Raw genomic sequence first — 2,241 nt, 5'->3', positions numbered from 1 at the left:
GCCGCGATGCCCCGAGGGTGACCGCAGAGGAGATAGAAGAACTCAGGCCGCAGGTTCCTGACTGGGAACTGGTGGAGCGGGATGGTATTCCTCGGTTGGAGCGGGTGTTCAGATTCGCCAACTTTGCTGAGGCCCTCGCCTTCGCCAACCGCGTCGGCGTCCTCGCCGAAGCGGAAGGCCATCATCCCGCGCTGCTCACCGAGTGGGGCCGGGTGACGGTGACCTGGTGGACCCATAAGATCCACGGGCTCCATCGCAATGACTTCGTCATGGCAGCGAAGACCGATTCACTGGTTGGGGGCTGAGGGGCGCGAGCAGTCGCCCGGTCTCGCCTTCCCGGAGGTGCCAGATCGGTTCGACCTTGACGACCTCCTCCGGGGCTGGCGGAGTCGGAACCTCCGGGCATGGCCCAGCACGCGCTCCTTGAGACGCTGATGGAGATCGCCTCCCGATCGAGTCGCGGTCGCCGAGGCCGTCAAAGGAATGGGAGGAGTGGATCGGGATCAGAGGGCCTGAAGGCGATAGACGCCCCGCCGCCAGGAGGTTAGGGTCATGACGATCAGCATCACACGCGTCTACACGCGCACAGGTGACAGAGGGACCACCGCGCTGGTCGGCGGCAAGCGCGTGCCGAAAGATTCGCCGCGGATCGCGGCGTACGGCACGAGAGTGACCTTTTCTTTGTGCTGTCACGCTGGGTCGGCAAACACCTTGGCGAGACCGAGTATCTCTGGGAGCGCGCGCCGCGCAGAGCTGGGCGGCGAAACCGTGGCGGTCGGCGTCGCCGCGATGTAAAGTCTCTCGACACAGGAGGAAAAGCCATGTTGCAGACGTCGCTCACAGAGCTGCTGCGCCTCACCTCGGACCCGGTGGCCATCACGTTCGTCGACGCGGCGCCGCCGGGCGTGCCGCACGTCTCCGCCGTGGAGCCGGCCGGCTGCGGCTACTGGCGCCGCGCCGCCGCTGGGGAGGTGTTCTTCACCGTCGCCGACGATCACAAGCGCTGCGTGGTGGGGGCGCACACGCACAACGTGACGCTCTCGCCGGCGGAAGAGCAGGAGATGATGGGCCTGGTGCAAACGATGGTGGGCCTTTCGTACCTCAAGATGGAGGATGTGCCGCAGATCCCGACGCGTAAGACGGCGCTGCAGGTGGCGATCTACGCGCCGCTCGCCGCCGCGCCGGTGCCGCCCGACGTGGTGCTGGTGCGCGGGAACGCGCGGCAGTTGATGCTGCTGGCGGAGGCGGCGCAGGCGGCGGGCGTGGCCGGCACCGGGGCAACCATGGGGCGGCCCACCTGCGCGGTGCTGCCGGAGGCGATCAACTCGGCGCGCACCGCCGCAAGCTTCGGCTGCATCGGCAACCGAGTCTACACCGGCGCCGACGACACTGAGGCCTACTTCGCCATCCCCGGCCCGCAACTCGGCGCCGTCGAGGAGAAGCTGGCGGTGATCGTGCGCGCCAACCAGGAGCTGGAGAAGTTCCACCGAGGGCGCGCCGCCGCGACGCCGACGGCGTAGGATGACGAGAGTGAACAATTATCCGCTGCTCATCGAGTTCGTTCCAGGTACCCGCATTCGCCGCGAACCGGAGGTCGTGCCGAAGCTGCCGATCTTGCGGAACGGTCCCCCTGGAACATCTGTCGTCTTCGGAGACGGAGCCGAGGTGCCCCTGCCAACCGATCAGATCGTCTTCGCCGAGGATGGCGGTGGCGCCGCCCATGTGGGTATCGGCGGAATGAGCTTCGAGGGAATGGAAGGCGGCCAGTTGGTCTTCTTCCGGGTTCGCGACCTCCAGCCCGAGGAGCTACTGTCCCCCCAGCGTGGTCGAAGGATGACACTCGAGCCGCACATGGTCGCCTCCATTGCGGTTGACGGGCGAGTCGTGTGGCCGCAGTGACTGGCCGAGCACCGGGTGGCCGAGCGAGCGGCCGTGCTCGCCACGGCGTACGCGGCACATCCCGAGCGGTTTCCCGGCGGCGTGCCTCAACCCCCGGCGCGCCCACCGCCGTCTGGATCAACCCACCCAAGACGCGAGCGACCGAGGAGGCGCTCCTACACTAAACTCGCAAACCCGATGTCTCATTCTTGTTGACAGGCTCCGCCGCTTCAGAGTCACGCGCGCAAGAAGCGGACGCCTGCGGCCCTATGAGAAGTTCGCCGCGATGATTGACCGGCACTGGGAGGGGCACGCGGCCTACTGCCGCCCGGAGAACAAGGTCGCGCTCGGCTTCGTCGAGGG

General features: G+C 67.4%; 4 protein-coding genes. All 4 read left to right on the top strand.

What is annotated here, in order from left to right; all coding sequences use genetic code 11:
- On the top strand, positions 1-305 hold a 305-nt coding region (locus tag Q8Q85_11005), incomplete at its 5' end, for a 4a-hydroxytetrahydrobiopterin dehydratase (GenBank protein ID MDP3774781.1).
- A 247-nt stretch (positions 306-552) separates the two neighbouring features.
- Positions 553-795, top strand: coding sequence for an ATP:cob(I)alamin adenosyltransferase (locus Q8Q85_11000; GenBank protein ID MDP3774780.1), 243 nt, complete (start codon positions 553-555; stop codon positions 793-795).
- 26 nt (positions 796-821) lie between these two features.
- Positions 822-1,520, top strand: a complete 699-nt coding sequence (locus tag Q8Q85_10995; protein ID MDP3774779.1) for a DUF169 domain-containing protein — start codon at positions 822-824, stop codon at positions 1,518-1,520.
- 10 nt (positions 1,521-1,530) lie between these two features.
- Positions 1,531-1,899: a hypothetical protein gene (locus Q8Q85_10990; GenBank protein ID MDP3774778.1), complete on the top strand. Its 369-nt coding sequence runs from the start codon at positions 1,531-1,533 to the stop codon at positions 1,897-1,899.
- Positions 1,900-2,241 lie beyond the last annotated feature (342 nt).

The sequence above is a fragment of the Gemmatimonadales bacterium genome, assembly GCA_030697825.1.
Classification (GTDB): Bacteria; Gemmatimonadota; Gemmatimonadetes; order Gemmatimonadales; family JACORV01; genus JACORV01.
The sequence above is the reverse complement of the archived record's forward strand: the minus strand, read 5'-3'. Positions and strand labels throughout refer to the sequence as shown.

Bases quoted from the DNA above. Each gene is read 5' to 3' on its own strand.
- Q8Q85_11000 (MDP3774780.1), top strand. From the start codon at position 553: ATGACGATCAGCATCACACGCGTCTACACGCGCACAGGTGACAGAGGG.
- Q8Q85_10995 (MDP3774779.1), top strand. From the start codon at position 822: ATGTTGCAGACGTCGCTCACAGAGCTGCTGCGCCTCACCTCGGACCCG.